Below are 14599 nucleotides of genomic sequence, written 5' to 3'. Positions count from 1 at the left end.
ATTATAACATAACTCATATTCAAATCGAGAACTATTTTTCCAGCTAAAACTAGCCAGGACAAGTATTAATAAGTAATAAAAATCATCGTCCTTTAGCTATACTCCCCTATTTTTACAAAATCTATCTAACAACCATCCCCTTATTTTTGTCAGTATATACATATTTTTTTATCATTTTATACAAATATAAATATCTCACCTCTAATTGTAATATTTTACCAAATTAACAACATCAAAAAATGTAAAATTAATCTTTTCATATCTTTTTCAGATTACTTTATGGTTATTTTCCAAACATTTTCAAACGCTTTCTTTATGAATTTTATCCGTTTTTCTACATGTAGCGAAAAGTAATTGTTATTTCCAATACTTTAGTGTATATTTTTTCTCTGGAACATCTTTAAGAGGAAGGGATTAAGGCCATGTTATTAATCGATATATTTACGTTTCTTGGCATTATCGCCGCTGCCATTTCTGGTACATTAGTTGGTTTAAAAAAAGATTTAGATTTATTTGGTGTCCTTTGTTTAGCTGTAGCCACTGCGCTCGGCGGCGGTATTATTCGTGATATCATGATTGGTAACCTGCCCCCTGTCGCATTTGTAAAACCCATTTACTTTTTCGTAAGTGTATTATCAGCATTATTTACTTGTATGTTTTTTGAGCGTATCAATAAACTTCAAGTCGTTATTATGCTTTCTGATGCTGTTGGCTTAGGCGTTTTTACAGCTATTGGTGCAAATGCGGCAATGTCACATCATGTTGACGCCTCATTTCTAGTTGTTTCAATGGGAGTCATTACAGGTATTGGAGGCGGTATTTTGCGTGACATTTGTGCTCAAGATATCCCTTACGTATTCCGAAAAGAGATTTACGCAATCGCTTCTATCTTAGGAGCAATTAGCTTCCTAATCACACACGCTATGGGGGCGCACGTATTAGCTTTCTATGTTTGTTTATTAGTAACATTCGTTATTCGTGTCGTCACTGTAATATATAATGTGCATTTCCCTGTTTTCTTTAAAACACATGCTAAAATTAATAAAGGCCATTAAGAGAATTCTAGATAGAATTCTCTTAATTTATATACTATTCAACGAACTAATATAGAGTAATTATATATAAGCATATATAATTACTCTATATTAGTTTTAAAATTGAAAACGTTTTATATACAGGGGGAAGAATGATGCTTGGGGTTTTCAAAAAAAATATTAATAAAACAAATGCCAGTATAATCGAATTAAGTAAGAACCAACAAATAACTTTTAATGTACCTACTAATTCTGAATTAAAAATTCAAATGGATATGCTACATATTTCAAAAGAAGATTTACAAGTTGTAAAAGTACTACAGCCTTTTATTTATGCAGAAATTGATTGGATTACTGAAAAATTCTATGCCAACATTACAAAACAACCTAATTTAATTACTATTATTGAGCGTTACAGCTCTATTCCAAAACTAAAACAAACTTTAAAAACACATATTAAAGAATTATTCAGCGGCAATATGCATGAAGATTTTATTGAACAGCGTGTTAGGATTGCCAAAAGGCATGTACAAATTGGTTTACATCGAAAATGGTATACTGCTGCTTATCAAGAATTATTCCGCTCTATCATGAAGATTTTGCAAACAAAAATAACGACAATCGATGATTTTTCATATTCTATAAATGTTATAAATAAATTATTCACTCTTGAACAAGAACTTGTTCTTGCAGCTTATGAATCTGAATATGAAAGAATGCAAAAAGAGCATGAGAAAGAAAAAGAATTAACTGCTATGACAATTACGCATATCGCAACAGAACTAGCTGCTGTATCTGAAAAAACAAGCTCTTCTATTCAAAAACTAACCGCCAAATCTGAAACTATTGTAGAGATTGCTAAAACAGGTACATCATTAGCTACAACATCTGAAGAAAAAGCGAATAAAGGGAAAGAACAATTAAACCAGCAAAACAAACGAATGGGATCTATTCAAATGAATATGGAAACGATTATTACAGATACTCATGAACTTCTCAATATTTCTAACAAAATTAATGAAATCATAGATATTGTTAAATCGATTGCGGAGCAAACAAATTTACTCGCACTAAATGCTGCTATTGAGTCGGCACGTGCTGGAGAATTTGGGAAAGGGTTTTCTGTTGTTGCTGGCGAAATCCGAAAATTATCAGAGCAAACGAAAGAATCTATATTTAACGTTACAAAGCTCGTCGAAAAAACAAATGAACAAATTACTCGTGTCTCGTCTTCTGTGAAACAAATTAGCTCTCTCGTATCGGAAGGAACAGATAGTATGTCGGCAACAGATCGATACTTCCAAGAAATCGTAAAAGATATGTCTAACTCAAAAGAACAGAATAAGAAAATTGAACACGAACTACAAGCTATTTCACAAGTAATGAAAGGAATTCAAGATGATTCCTCACAAATGGCTCTAACAGCCGATAATTTGCAACTAGAACTAAATCGATAAGATGAAATTTAGTAGTCAAGCATACTTTTCATCTGTACTAACTACTAAATTTCATCTTCCATCAAAAAAAGAATCCAGAATGGATTCTTTTTATTTTCTGAAAAATATTTTTTGACAATACACATAACTCATATAAACACCAAAGCTCTGCAAAATAAACAATGCTGGCATAATTACATTGTAATATGCCATATCTACTTGGAAGAGCTTTAACAATACGTATCCACTAATTAAAAATAAGAACAACATATATCCCTCATTTTGTTGTTTCTTAATAAGGAAGTGTAATAGAGCTATAGTCATAAACAATGTTACGGCTATATATATCAGTTTTTCATATTTGAAAAGAATAGAATTTATCCCCTCATCTGAAAACTGATTTATCATCGGTTCTAAAAGTTTAAATCTTTCTCCCTCAATCTCTTTTAACTTTTGATCAATATGCTCTGTTACACTTTGATTTTTCGATATTTTTTCTTCATGTTGCGTTTTTCCAATTAAAACAGATTGAACATACGTCTCATTCGCAATCGTATATTGTGACATTCCCATTGTCTTAATTCCATAATTCACACCAAAATGGGCACTATAAAATAGAATAAGTATCCCCATCATCTTTAGTAACACCTTTTGTTTCGTTGCTGATTGAAATACTTCGATTAATAATACATATACCGTGATAAAAATAGGAAGAAATAATCCCATTGGGAAAATCATATTACTAAATGCAAATAAAATCGCTGAAAACACCCACATATAAGGATGATCTAATCCTTTATATAAAAGTATGTAACAAGCAAAATAAAATAAAAATATTGCAAGTGACTCAGGAGTTAATACGGAACTCATGAATATATTTGGAATATACAGAGCATAAAAGATAGAAGCAATACGACCGCATTCTTCTCCAAAAACCATTGCTGCAATACGATAAATAAAAAATGCGGTTCCTGCGCAAAATAACACATTAAATAGTTGTAAAGCGAATAATGTATCACCAAATATACGAATAATTACTGACTCATATATAATAAAAGGCAAATGAGTTACAGTCTCTATATTATTACCAATTGCAATCTGCTTTGCAGACTCATACATCACTTTCATATCACCAATTATTGGAGCATCTACAAATAACAGCATACTAAGCCTCACAACTATAGATATACTTATAAGAAAAATAAGAAATTGTTTATCTGTAAAACGATATTGTAGAATTGATGCCACTAACAAAATAAGTATGACGAAAATTGCCAATATGATTGTTACACTTGTTGTACTTCCTCCAAAGAATTGCTTACTTGTCTCAAATGCTGCCCAACAACTATAAACAAAAAATGCGAACATCGCACCGATCGTAATTTTATTGAAGAAAGATGAAAAATTTGTTTGTATATGATTCATATGTCCATTGCACCTCTATTTCCATTCATAACAAAACGATTCTATCATGAATGGGTACACGGCTGATAGAGAATTTCTATGACAAATACATAGTCATTACTTTTTACTTGCAATGTAAGCGAATCCTCTTTTACACTACATTTTAGATAAAATAAATTTTCTTTCAGTTACATGAATACAAATACAGAAGTTTAAATAATACTCTTTTGGACTACACTTTACTTCATTAAATATCTAATATGAGTACTAAGCTTACACATATTATTCTGATTGAAAACAGACTATAGGGGCTGAATATATGGAAAAGAAATTCATGCGAGAATCTAAAGCAATTAAGACAACACGTGTTTTTCCTAACGATTTAAATAATCACCAAACACTTTTTGGGGGGAAATTATTAGCAGAAATTGATAGTATTGCTTCAATTGCGGCTGCAAGACATAGTCGTAAACATTGCGTAACAGCATCTATTGATTCAGTTGATTTTTTAACTCCAATTCACCAAGCTGATTCTGTTTGTTATGAAGCATTCGTATGTTATACAGGGAAATCTTCAATGGAAGTTTTCGTAAAAGTAATTGCAGAAAATTTATTAGCCGGCGAGCGTAGAATTGCTGCTACTTGCTTCATTACATTTGTAGCAATAAAAGATGGAAAACCTTCGTCCGTACCACAAGTACTACCTGAAACTGAGGAAGAACATTGGTTATACACAACCGGTTCAGAACGTGCGGAAAATAGAAAAAAAGGACGTTTAAAAAGCAAAGAAATGGCTGAGGTTTTAACTTTAAATAAACCTTGGAATATTTAATACAATACTCTTCCATATACATGCACAGATTTTTTCTTCCTTGCATGTATTTTTTTATACAAAATATCACCTCTTACCATTTTATTCTCAATCTGTTCTCCTAAATCATGCACCAGCTTTTCCTTTATTTTGTTATACTGTTAATGGTATATTAAATAAAGTTCGTTTAAAAATAACCATAATATGATTAAGTATATAAGGGATGGTGCGGTAATGACTATTGAAGTACCAATTTCAATACCAAAAACGTTAATTATTATTCCAGCGTATAACGAGGAAGAAGCAATTGCAGATACATTAACAAGACTATTAAAACTAAAACAGCATTTTACAGGATTAAGCATTTGTGTTATTAATGATGGATCACACGATAAAACAGCTCAAATCGTACAAGATTTTCCTGTTCACCTTGTGAATTTACCATATAACCTAGGTATTGGCTCAGCTGTACAAACTGGATATAAATACGCATATGAGAACGGATATGATATTGCGATTCAGTTCGATGCTGATGGACAACATAATCCAGATGATTTATATAAAATTATAAAGCCAATCGCTGAAGATGAATGCGATATGGTGCTAGGGTCACGTTTTACAGAAAAAACAGCATATAAAGGTAGTATTTCCAGAAGGATCGGTATTTTTTATTTTACTGCCCTATTGAAAGTACTAACAAAACAAACATTTATGGATCCAACTTCTGGATATCGTGCTATCAATCGAGAAGTAATTAAAATTTTTGCACACAACTATCCAAAAGATTATCCAGAACCAGAAGTTCTTATTCATTTAAAAAAGAAAAAACTTCGTATTAATGAAATATCTGTAAATATGCAAGAGCGACAAGGTGGACAATCTTCTATCACACCTTTTAAATCTGCATATTACATGATTAAAGTAAGTCTTGCTATATTGATGCAAAAAATCGTGAAAGGTTGATAATAAATGCCTATAATTACCTTTTCATTCATCTTTATTTTATTATTATTATTATTAATTATTAATTCCATTCGCCGTGGAACTTTAGAAACGAAATATGCTGTTTTATGGATTTTCGTTTGTATTGCAATGGCTATTTTAAGTTCTACCGATAAAATTATAAACTGGATTGGAAAACTATTAAAAGTAGAATATCCCCCTTCCATTTTATTCTTATTTGGACTATTATTCTGTTTCATCTTAATTTTTGACCTAACAAGAAAAATTTCTAAACAACATCATCAACTTGTAACATTAACGCAAGATTATGCGTTACTAAAGCAAAAATTAAATGCAACTGAGCCAGACAAAGACTAACCTAATATTTCATAGCTAATATAAAAAACCTCTTAATTTATTGCAAAAATTAAGAGGTTTTTTATTCTTAATAATAATTTATTCGCCTTCACAATCGTTACGATAGATACATCCTACTTAACTAATAAGTTAAAATGACATGAATAAGAAGTTATATGCAATAGACATGATAAAGCTGTTTGAAATACGAGAATTAACCATAAGAATCTAACTTCCCGCCACCTTTTTAATAGAAAGTTGATTTACAAAGTTTATATGCGTTAAACTTATACAGATGTTCTTGTAATCTTCTTCCTTTCAAAAGGCTTGTATATATGATGCAAGACATAAAAAACTTGAGGAGATAAAAATTCTATGATGGAACAAAAGCAACTTGTTTCTGTTGTCATACCCCTGTATAACACGGAAAAATATATTGAAGAAACGATGCAGTCAATACTAGATCAAACATATAAAAATATCGAAATTGTAATTGTAGATGATGGAAGTAAAGATCAATCACCTTCTATTGTGAAAAACCTTGCTGAAAAATATCCAGGGCAAGTAAAATACGTTCATCAAAAAAACCAAGGTGTTTCAGTAGCTCGTAATACGGGTATTGAAAATGCTAGCGGAGAATATGTCGCTTTTCTTGATAGCGATGACTTATGGCATCCAACTAAAATTGAGAAGCAAGTCGAAAGTATGCATAAAAACAACATGGACGCTTGCTATTGTGGTTATATGAATTTCTACGAAGAAACAGGTGAGAAGGTTGAACATACAACAAACTTTATTAAAGGTGATATGGCAAAAGCATTCCTAACGCATCAAGTTGTTGCTCAAACAAGTACTTGGATTTTCAAACGATCCATCGTAATGGATCATAACATTCGTTTTACACCAGAATGTAGTTGGGGCGAAGATTTAGAGTTTTTATTTAAACTTATGAGTGTGACAAATGTATGTTATGTCCATGAATACTTAACTTATTATAGAATCTTATCAGAAGGAAATCTTTCTTCTAAGTATAAAGATTATGAATTAAAAACGACAAAAGAGCTGGAAGTATTCAATCGTATGAAGGAATGGGTACATAATAAATCTCAAGATTTCATTACAAAAGATTCTCAGTTACTTATTGAAATTCTTGAGACTTATTTATTCCCTTATACAGTCATCAATAACGCTTGTATATATATTAAAGAAAACTCTCAATTAGATAAATCACAAGTTCAATTAATCAAAAAAGATATAAAGAAATATTGCCGTAAAATCTATTCAAAGAATGGAAAACGTAGTAAAAAACTATATGCAATGCTTTGGTTTGTACGAATTAAATTTCTGTTTTCTTAAACTGAAAATATAACGATACTCTCTCTTTCTGTGAACAAATCAAATTTACAAATAGGACAAGCTAACCGGGTCCTAAAGAATAGAAAGGTCTTTTCTCATGAAAACAAATAAAATTCTAAAAAACGCATCCTACCTGTTTGTAGGAAACATTACTGTCCGTTTTGTACTGGCTATTGCAACAATTTTCTTTGCAAGGTATGTTTCTCCAAGTGATTACGGTATGTTTACAACTGCGTTAGCAGTTTCAGCTGTTATTTGTTACTTTACAGATGCAGGTTTAACACATACGTTTATGCGTGAAGGAACGAGAAGCGATGCTAATATTAGCGTGCTAATAAGTAGTTACTTACGTATTCGTTTAATATTAGCTATCGTAATTTCTGTACTTTTCGCTATTTTTGCCCAGTTCTTCTATCCCGATGCTTACTTACGCGCGATGGTATATTGGGTTGTTCTACCAACAATGTTCGGAGCAACCTTACAAGGTGTTGGAATGGCTTACTTCCAAGTAACAGAACGCATGCAATTTACAGCTATTATTTCTGTACTACAAGGTGTAACTGCTGCTGCTGCCCTATTACTAGGGATGTCTTTCCAATGGTCACTTATGATGGTTGCTGCCATGTACGGGGTATCTAGTCTTGTAACAGGTGTTATCGCCTTTATAATGACAATACGTTATACGAAGGTCCATAAGGGTTGGGATAAAGGCATTTTAGATCAACTACTTATTTTTACAATCAATGGCATCATCATTATGCTCTTACCACAATTGGGCCCTATTATATTAGAAAAGGTTTCAACGTATAATCAAGTTGGATTCTTTGGTGCTGCATCTAAAATACCTGCTGTACTATATCAAATACCTGGGGTAATTGCAGCGGCCTTTTATCCAAGGCTTTTTGCTTTTGGTAATGAGAAAAATATTGAAGAACATAGAAAATTATCAAGTTTTGAATTAAAACTTATGTCTTTTTTAGGAATGGGAATTTCTATCCCCTTTATTGCGGATCCAAGTTTCTGGATTGTTAGTTTATTAGGAGAAGAATACGCTCCCGCCGGTGACGCTCTTGCTATTCTAGCGTTTATGGTTATTTTACAATCAATTAACTATCCACTAGCCGATAATTTAACAACGATTGGCCAGCAATGGAAACGTGCAACAACAATGACTATTGGATTAGTTGTTGCCATCATAGGTTATATTGTATTAGGTAGTAAATATGGAATGATGGGAGCAGCTGCCGCAGCTATCCTTACCGAAATTACACTATTAATCGGATTTACCCTCTTTATTCGTAAAGGCATGCAATTATTAGTTAAAGGAGTTATATTTAATTCCTTAGCCTTTATTATTAGTTACGGTATATACCGAATTGCATTAATCAACTTACCGCCACTAATTGCTTTAACTCTTACTGGTATACTATACGGTATAATTGGAATTGGAATTGATCCTCAAATACGTGGATTTGTTTTAGGGTTTATAAAACAAAAGCTCATTCGCAAACATGCTTAAAAGCAAAAAGCTTTTCCTATTTAAAAATGGAAAAGCTTTTTGCTTTTTTTATATACCATCATTTTTCTTCAGTAAAAAAATGCTATATATTCCAGCTCAAATTGACTTACTTTCTGAAAATGCCTTATACTAAATTATATATAAACTATGAAATTCAACGCTTGTAAAAATATATATGCTTCAACAAAAATATATATTTTCTCATGTAAAAACTAAAGAACACACCTTTAAAAATTGGTGTGTTTTTATATGCTACCTAAAAACTAGTTGCTACATGTAACGACTTTCAAAGGAGGATTATCAATTTTTATGAGCATAAAGCCGAATAATAAATTCTTTTCCAAGAAAACAATGATAATTATACCAATATTATTATTGTGCGCTTTTGCTTTTCATTATTTCTTTTTAACATCTAATCAAGCCTTTTCTGGTACAGGGGATGCGTTACGTCAATTTGGCTTTTTTACGTTTCTTCTACAACATGCCTTTAAAGATGGCAACCTTTTTTGGTCTTTTGATTATGGATTAGGTGGAGATTTATTTGGAGAGTTTAGTTATTATTACAGCACATCACCGTTTTTCTGGATTACACTGTTACTACCTAAACTAAGTCTTGAGCAAGTATATGACGTGAAATTATACATGAGTATTTTAAAAAACTTTTTAGCTATGGTATTCATGTATGGTTCTTTACGTTACCATAATAAAACAGCATTCTCATCTTTTGTTGCTGCTATTATATATGGTGGCTGTATTACTTTCATCCGCCACTCTTTACTATGGGATTTCATGGCTGATGCCATTGTATTTTTACCATTAGTAATATGGGGACTTGATAAATATATTATTGAAAAGAAGCACGGCCTTTTCCTAATCGCTGCTACTTTAATGTTAGCATCAAACTTTTATTTTGCTTTTATCACAAGTATTTTCATATTTATTTATGCATTATTCCAATACTTTGCGACACAACAAAATAAAACGATTGTCTCTTTTCTAACTTATTATATTAGAATCGGTTTATTGTACGGATTATCACTCGGTTTAGCCGCCGTTTGCTTCCTCCCATCAGTTAATGCCGTATTTAGCGCTGATCGACTATCAAAAAAGTTTGAGATACCATTATTATTTGAAGATAAATTTTATAAAGATTTAATGGAAAATATTTTCTTCATGTATAATGCTGAAAATCATCAATTAGCTTTACCAGCTTTAATTTTATTCTTAATCGTATTTGGAATGTTTATACGTGATAAACTCGTTAAGAATAAAGTATTCTTTACGTTATTCATGTTCATTCTGTTTATGCTTCCATATACATATTCTATGTTTAATGGTTTTTCAGCAATGCAATCTAGATGGTTTTATTTATTTGTATTTGTAATTGCCCAAACAATTGCATACATTCTAGATTGGATGATTATTCATAAGAAAGACTACAAATTACCTTATTTAATAAGTTTATTAGTGTCTATTGGATTATTCATTTATGCATTTTATAGAAAGGCAAATATAAATGTAACTGATAAACCTTTACAAGACGTTGATAACATTTTACTCGGAACTGTCGTTCTTTCTGTTATTACAGTATGTTTATGGCGTTATATTTCTAAACCTTTCATACAATTTTTAGTTGTATTGAACGTACTCGTTAGCACAATTTCTATGAATTATATGTATGCGAATAATATACTTAGCACAGTTTACGGACAGAGCCAGATTTCAACTGAAAAGTTACACGAACCAGGCTATGATAATCAAGAAGAAATTGCTGCAATTCGCTACATACAAGAAAATGATAAAGACTTTTATCGTATTCTTAATCCATATAGCGAATATAACACACCAATGCTACAAGGATATCATGGCGTAAGTACGTATCAAAGCTTGGTTAATTATTATGTCCATGACTTTATGAAAAATAAATATGGCGTATTCCAAATGTACGATACACCTTCAATGTTTTATCAAGCTGATAGTCGACTACTACTCGAAAATATGCTAGGTATAAAATATCGCGTATTAAGTGCTGATACAGATTCAAAGAATGTACCTTATGGATATAAACTATTACAGCAAGTAGGACCATATAATATTTACAAAAATGACTATGCTTTACCGTTAGGATATGTATATGATTCGGCTATAAGTGAAGAAGAATTTTCTAAATTAAACTTCGCTCAGCGTGATCAATTATTATTACATGCTGTTGTCGTTAATAATACAAAAGAATTTTCATTAAACCATTTTAATAAACAAGACCTTAAATCAAAGGCAGTATCTATTAAAACGGAAAAAGCAAAATTCGAAAACATGAAAAAACAAGAAAATAAACTAATTGTTCATGGCTTTGGAAATATGATTGTACCTATCAATTATCCTGATACACCTGGTGATCTACTGATAGAATTAAAATTAAAAAATGCAGGCACATTCAATGCAACTGTTAATGGAAAAACGATAGGAAAAGGGGACGATGCTGGTGCATACTCTTATCCGTTAGAAAGGTTTGTTTACAATTTGGGCAATGAGCGTCCAGAAAACCTAACTATCTCTATTGATATGGCAGGTGAGTATGAATTAGGTGACTTGCAAGCAAATATTGTAAACTATGAAAGTGTACAAAAAGAAACAAAAAAACTAACTGAAAATAGGCTTGAAAATATTTATTATAAGAACAATTATTTAAAAGGGGATATCAAATCAAATAAAGACGGGCTCTTATATCTATCTGTCCCATATAGTAAAGGCTGGACTATAAAAATTGATGGGAAAGAAACAGAATTTACGAAAGCGAATTCTGCCTTTATCGGTGTTCCAATTACAAAAGGTTCACATGTAATCGAAATGACTTACGTTACACCTTACTTCAAATTAGGTATGACTATATCAATCATCTCACTAATTATCTGTATAGCTTTACTAATTTTCAAAAATCCAAAAGCACGACGAAAATTTTCTTTTAAAAAGCAATAATGAGCACTTAATGAATCATGAAGCTATCTATTTAGATAGCTTCCTAAAATAATATCTAAATATTATTTTAATCCACTACAAACAAGGAGTGTCAAACATGACCCTTTCAATAGTTGTACCATGCTACAATGAAGAAAAGGTGCTTCGAGCCTTTTATTCAGAGACTTCCCTTGAAATTCATAAATTAACTACCGATTATGAATTTGTTTTTGTTAATGATGGTAGTAAAGATGATACTTTAAATATTTTACGTGATTTAGCTAGTGCAGATTCATCGGTACACTACATATCATTTAGTCGAAACTTCGGAAAAGAAGCTGCAATGTTAGCTGGTTTAAAATATGCTACAGGCGATGCAATTGTTATTATGGATGCTGACTTACAACACCCTCCTACGTTAATAAAAGAACTGTTAGAAGGATATAACGACGGCTACGACCAAGTCATTGCAAAAAGAACAAGAACTGGTGATTCACCCGTTCGCTCTTTCGTCTCTCGTCTTTACTATAAAGTGATGAATAAATTTGTAGATATTGAATTAGTAGACGGTATTGGTGACTTTAGACTTTTAAGTCGAAGAGCAGTAGATTCTTTATTATCTTTAAGTGAATACAACCGATTTTCAAAGGGCTTATTTTCTTGGATCGGTTATAACGAATTAATCATTGAATATGAAAATGTATTACGTTCTGATGGAGAAAGTAAATGGACCTTCTCGAAATTATTAAATTATGGAATTGATGGTGTAATTTCATTCAATAATAAACCGTTACGTCTATCTATATATCTTGGATTACTAACAACCATTTTAGGACTTTTATACGTAATCACTACGTTCGTTCAAATCATCCTCGGTGGTGTGGAAGTTCCTGGTTACTTTACTCTCATTTCCGCTATACTATTTATTGGCGGTATTCAACTCATATTCCTAGGTGTTATTGGTGAATATATCGGTCGTATTTATTATGAAACAAAACGTAGACCGCATTTTATTGTAGCTGAAAAGAAAGTTAGTGAAGTTAAACAAAAGGCATAACCAAAAAGTTACTTCTGTAGGAGAAGTAACTTTTTTATATACTAACATTTACAAACACTTCTTTTGAAAAAATATACATTTTGAAATGATAGCATTATATGAAAGAATTTAGTATCATGATTCAAGGTACTATTTCAAGTTGGACGGAGGATACTATGAGCTTATTAACAGTTGAAAAATTAGGACATACATTTGGCGATCGTACATTATTTAAAGATGTATCTATGCGATTATTAGCAGGTGAGCACGTTGGATTAGTTGGTGCAAACGGTGTTGGTAAATCAACATTCATGAATATCATTACTGGTCAGCTTATTCATGACCAAGGTCGCGTAGAATGGACACCGGGCACACATTACGGCTACTTAGATCAGCATACTGTTTTAACACCTGGGCGTACAATCCGTGACGTACTAGCGGATGCATTTTTACCGTTATTCGAAAAGGAAAAAGCTTTAAATGAAGTTACAGAAAAAATGGGAACTGCTACACCAGAAGAACTAGAAGAACTTCTTGAGCAAATGGCAGAAATACAAGATGCACTTGAAGCAGGTGGTTTCTACTTACTAGATATGAAAATTGAAGAGGCTGCACGTGGTCTTGGAATTGATGCAATTGGTTTAGATCGTGATGTTTCAGCATTAAGTGGTGGACAACGTACAAAGGTATTGCTTGCAAAGCTATTACTTGAACAGCCAGAAGTGTTATTGCTTGATGAACCTACTAACTATTTAGACGTTGAACATATTCATTGGTTAACAAATTATTTGAAAGAATATCCACATGCATTCTTATTAATTTCTCATGATACGGAATTTATGAACAAATGTGTTGATGTTATTTTCCATCTAGAATTCACAAAAATGACACGCTATACAGCGACATATGAAAAATTCCTAGAACTAGCAGAAATCAATAAAAATCAACATATAAACGCTTATGAAAAACAGCGCGAGTTTATCAAAAAGCAAGAAGACTTCATTGCAAAGAACAAAGCTCGTTATTCAACGACAGGTCGTGCAAAGAGTCGTCAAAAACAACTTGATCGCATGGAGCTTATTGATCGTCCGGAAACAGCAATTAAACCGGAATTCTCATTTAAAGAAAGTCGTGCAAGTAGTCGCTTCGTCTTTGAAGGTGAAAATGTAGAAATCGGATATACACATCCGCTACTACCAAAGCTATCAATGACGATTGAACGTGGTGAAAAAATTGCTATTGTTGGATGTAACGGTGTTGGTAAATCAACGTTGCTAAAAACAATCTTAGGTAAAATTAAACCTTTAAGCGGTAAAACAAGTCTTGGTGACTTCTTAGAGCCTGCATACTTTGAACAAGAAGTTAAAGCTGATAATATAACACCAATTGATGATGTATGGAATACATTCCCTGGCCTAGACCAGCATCAAATTCGTGCGATGTTAGCAAAATGCGGATTAAAAAATGAACATATTTCTCGCCCATTAAGCCAATTAAGTGGTGGAGAACAAGCAAAAGTTCGTTTATGTAAGCTAATGGGTGAGGAAAGTAACTGGCTATTATTTGATGAGCCGACAAACCATCTTGATGTTACAGCAAAAGCGGAACTTAAGAAGGCTATGAAAGCATATAAAGGAACAATTCTCCTTGTATGTCACGAACCGGACTTCTATGAAGATTGGATCACAAAAGTTTGGGATGTTGAAGAATGGTCTCAAAATAGTAAGTAGTCTTTAAGAAAAAACTCCT

11 protein-coding genes and 1 pseudogene are annotated in these 14599 nt (G+C 32.0%); 11 read left to right on the top strand and 1 reads right to left on the bottom strand.

The window, feature by feature from the left end; genetic code table 11:
- Positions 1-422 precede the first annotated feature (422 nt).
- From MKY38_RS22655 to MKY38_RS29380, 3 genes and pseudogenes are all read left to right on the top strand, one after another.
- Positions 423-1055, top strand: a complete 633-nt coding sequence (locus MKY38_RS22655) for a trimeric intracellular cation channel family protein (protein ID WP_000924371.1) — start codon at positions 423-425, stop codon at positions 1053-1055.
- A gap of 131 nt (positions 1056-1186) precedes the next feature.
- Positions 1187-1735, top strand: a pseudogene (locus tag MKY38_RS29385) (protoglobin family protein); the annotation flags it as partial.
- Between the two features lie 15 nt (positions 1736-1750).
- Positions 1751-2491 carry a methyl-accepting chemotaxis protein gene (locus MKY38_RS29380; RefSeq protein WP_370512974.1) on the top strand — a complete coding sequence of 247 codons (741 nt, stop codon included), beginning with the start codon at positions 1751-1753 and terminating at the stop codon, positions 2489-2491.
- A 90-nt stretch (positions 2492-2581) separates the two neighbouring features.
- Here the strand turns inward: MKY38_RS29380 and MKY38_RS22645 are convergent, their stop codons facing one another.
- Positions 2582-3895 carry an ArnT family glycosyltransferase gene (locus MKY38_RS22645; RefSeq protein WP_048558655.1) on the bottom strand — a complete coding sequence of 438 codons (1314 nt, stop codon included), beginning with the start codon at positions 3893-3895 and terminating at the stop codon, positions 2582-2584.
- A 298-nt stretch (positions 3896-4193) separates the two neighbouring features.
- On the opposite strand from MKY38_RS22645, the gene MKY38_RS22640 reads away from it, so the two are divergent.
- The 8 genes from MKY38_RS22640 to MKY38_RS22605 all read left to right on the top strand — a co-directional run bounded on the left by MKY38_RS22640 (position 4194) and on the right by MKY38_RS22605 (position 14580).
- Positions 4194-4706 carry an acyl-CoA thioesterase gene (locus tag MKY38_RS22640; protein WP_000412123.1) on the top strand — a complete coding sequence of 171 codons (513 nt, stop codon included), beginning with the start codon at positions 4194-4196 and terminating at the stop codon, positions 4704-4706.
- 213 nt (positions 4707-4919) lie between these two features.
- A complete protein-coding gene (locus tag MKY38_RS22635; protein ID WP_000151539.1) occupies positions 4920-5648 on the top strand; it encodes a glycosyltransferase family 2 protein in 729 nt (242 codons plus the stop codon).
- A 6-nt stretch (positions 5649-5654) separates the two neighbouring features.
- A complete protein-coding gene (locus tag MKY38_RS22630; protein ID WP_001121774.1) occupies positions 5655-6005 on the top strand; it encodes a DUF2304 domain-containing protein in 351 nt (116 codons plus the stop codon).
- Positions 6006-6359: 354 nt separating this feature from the next.
- Entirely contained in the window at positions 6360-7340 is a 981-nt protein-coding gene (locus MKY38_RS22625) for a glycosyltransferase family 2 protein (RefSeq protein WP_000970530.1), read from the top strand.
- A 97-nt stretch (positions 7341-7437) separates the two neighbouring features.
- Complete coding sequence (locus tag MKY38_RS22620) at positions 7438-8859, top strand: oligosaccharide flippase family protein (protein WP_046393130.1); 1422 nt, start codon at positions 7438-7440, stop codon at positions 8857-8859.
- Between the two features lie 309 nt (positions 8860-9168).
- On the top strand, positions 9169-11835 hold the full coding sequence (locus MKY38_RS22615) for a YfhO family protein (RefSeq protein ID WP_098272927.1): 2667 nt from the start codon (positions 9169-9171) through the stop codon (positions 11833-11835).
- A 97-nt stretch (positions 11836-11932) separates the two neighbouring features.
- Positions 11933-12871: a glycosyltransferase family 2 protein gene (locus MKY38_RS22610; protein ID WP_000175825.1), complete on the top strand. Its 939-nt coding sequence runs from the start codon at positions 11933-11935 to the stop codon at positions 12869-12871.
- Positions 12872-13026: 155 nt separating this feature from the next.
- Positions 13027-14580 carry an ABC-F family ATP-binding cassette domain-containing protein gene (locus MKY38_RS22605; protein ID WP_000055410.1) on the top strand — a complete coding sequence of 518 codons (1554 nt, stop codon included), beginning with the start codon at positions 13027-13029 and terminating at the stop codon, positions 14578-14580.
- Positions 14581-14599: the final 19 nt, after the last annotated feature.

The sequence above is a fragment of the Bacillus sp. FSL R5-0585 genome (assembly GCF_038004545.1).
GTDB classification, from domain to species: Bacteria; Bacillota; Bacilli; order Bacillales; family Bacillaceae_G; genus Bacillus_A; species Bacillus_A cereus.
Note: the sequence above shows the minus strand (reverse complement) of the source record. Positions and strands in the feature narration are given on the sequence as shown.

What these genes read in the sequence shown, in the direction of transcription:
- MKY38_RS22655 (WP_000924371.1), top strand. Translation starts at nt 423, where the DNA reads ATGTTATTAATCGATATATTTACGTTTCTTGGCATTATCGCCGCTGCC.
- MKY38_RS29380 (WP_370512974.1), top strand. Translation starts at nt 1,751, where the DNA reads ATGCAAAAAGAGCATGAGAAAGAAAAAGAATTAACTGCTATGACAATT.
- MKY38_RS22645 (WP_048558655.1), bottom strand. Translation starts at nt 3,895, where the DNA reads ATGAATCATATACAAACAAATTTTTCATCTTTCTTCAATAAAATTACG.
- MKY38_RS22640 (WP_000412123.1), top strand. Translation starts at nt 4,194, where the DNA reads ATGGAAAAGAAATTCATGCGAGAATCTAAAGCAATTAAGACAACACGT.
- MKY38_RS22635 (WP_000151539.1), top strand. Translation starts at nt 4,920, where the DNA reads ATGACTATTGAAGTACCAATTTCAATACCAAAAACGTTAATTATTATT.
- MKY38_RS22630 (WP_001121774.1), top strand. Translation starts at nt 5,655, where the DNA reads ATGCCTATAATTACCTTTTCATTCATCTTTATTTTATTATTATTATTA.
- MKY38_RS22625 (WP_000970530.1), top strand. Translation starts at nt 6,360, where the DNA reads ATGATGGAACAAAAGCAACTTGTTTCTGTTGTCATACCCCTGTATAAC.
- MKY38_RS22620 (WP_046393130.1), top strand. Translation starts at nt 7,438, where the DNA reads ATGAAAACAAATAAAATTCTAAAAAACGCATCCTACCTGTTTGTAGGA.
- MKY38_RS22615 (WP_098272927.1), top strand. Translation starts at nt 9,169, where the DNA reads ATGAGCATAAAGCCGAATAATAAATTCTTTTCCAAGAAAACAATGATA.
- MKY38_RS22610 (WP_000175825.1), top strand. Translation starts at nt 11,933, where the DNA reads ATGACCCTTTCAATAGTTGTACCATGCTACAATGAAGAAAAGGTGCTT.
- MKY38_RS22605 (WP_000055410.1), top strand. Translation starts at nt 13,027, where the DNA reads ATGAGCTTATTAACAGTTGAAAAATTAGGACATACATTTGGCGATCGT.